A 1,450-nucleotide genomic window follows, 5' to 3' on the forward strand; every position below is an offset into this window, starting at 1 on the left:
TAAGACCAGTGGAAATCCGGCATTTCATTTTATTATCGTATATGATGCGAAATCGACTTGGGGTGATAATTATGAGCGGGCGGAATCTATGAGCCGGAGCATTGCCTCTTATTTCTCGGACAAGTACCAGATCGTTTATGCAATACATCGAAAACTCTGCTCAAAGAGATATGGCGGTTGTGCCTCTGTCTATCACGCTCATTTTGTTATGAACTCGGTCAGCTATATAGACGGGACAATGCTTTCAGGGAACAGATCAGAGTTGTATGCTTTTCTAGACTACATCAAGCAAGTCACAGGAGATAAATCCTGGGTGACGCAATATGGTTCTGAGAAGGGAAATGGGTGTCAAGGCGTTTCTGATGTTAGGGCAGTGTGATTGAGCCTGTTTGGGTTTTGGCTGGATTGTGGCGAAATGGCTTGTTCTCAGTGCGGGTGTGGAGTGGGTTGTGGGAAGTCTAATTTTTGTTGTAGTATTCCAGTTTTCTGAAAATGCTGTTGTGCAAATGAGAGAAATGTGGTATAATAAATCTATACAAAAGCTTGCACGTTAGGAGTGAGATACAAGATATGACGACGAAGGAAATCGATGAAAAGAGCTTAGAAAATGCCAAAAGATTGTTTTCAAGCGGTGAGATCGATAGAATAGAAGTTGGTACAGTAAAAGGTTTGCAGGCAATCCACAAGGCACTTTTTGACGGGTTGTACGACTTTGCCGGAAAAATCAGAACTTTAAATATTGCAAAGGGCAATTTCCGCTTTGCAAACAGCTTGTACTTAGATGCAGTTCTTTCGGCAGTAGAGAAGATGCCTGAAAACACATTTGAGGAAATCATCGCAAAGTATGTGGAAATGAATGTGGCACACCCTTTTATGGAGGGCAATGGCAGAAGCACGAGAATCTGGCTGGACATGATCCTCAAAAAACGTCTGGGGAAAGTAACGGACTGGGCAAAAATTGATAAGGTACAGTATTTGCAGGCAATGGAAAGAAGTACGATAAACGACCTGGAACTGCGGTTTCTGATACAACCGAATCTGACGGATAAGGTTGATGACAGAGAAGTGATTTTCAAGGGAATCGAACAGTCGTATTATTATGAAGGGTACGAGAAATAGAGCAGCCAAATGACTGGATTGCATCGGATTATTTTAATTTTCAATTCCGAGCAATTCAGTCATTTTTTCTTTTCGTGGAAAACTGGGATAACTTGTGGAAATCCGAAAAAAGTCGGTATAGGGGGAATTGAGGGAAAACAATAATCAAAGAAATTTTACCTGGCACACGGCACAAGTAATTCCGTAAAAAGAAACTCCAGACTGTTTTTGTTTCCCTTTTTGAAAATGGTGCAGTTGAAAAGTTTGTATTTCGGCGGAAAAGAAAAAATTGCAGCGGTAATTTCAGAAAAGGAGTGGCCCACCGAAAAAAAGTCTGTAAAAACGCAGTCAA

General features: G+C 41.2%; 2 protein-coding genes. Both read left to right on the forward strand.

The window, feature by feature from the left end; translation table 11 throughout:
* Positions 1–379 (forward strand): relaxase/mobilization nuclease domain-containing protein (locus RUMCAL_RS16285; RefSeq protein ID WP_021682545.1); only part of this gene is annotated, 379 nt, incomplete at its 5' end.
* Positions 380–570: 191 nt separating this feature from the next.
* Positions 571–1,119, forward strand: a complete 549-nt coding sequence (gene fic, locus RUMCAL_RS09410) for a protein adenylyltransferase Fic (protein WP_021682547.1) — start codon at positions 571–573, stop codon at positions 1,117–1,119.
* Positions 1,120–1,450: the final 331 nt, after the last annotated feature.

It is taken from the genome of Ruminococcus callidus ATCC 27760, assembly GCF_000468015.1.
Classification (GTDB): Bacteria; Bacillota; Clostridia; order Oscillospirales; family Ruminococcaceae; genus Ruminococcus_C; species Ruminococcus_C callidus.

Coding starts and splice junctions, on each gene's coding strand:
- fic (WP_021682547.1), top strand. CDS start 571: ATGACGACGAAGGAAATCGATGAAAAGAGCTTAGAAAATGCCAAAAGA.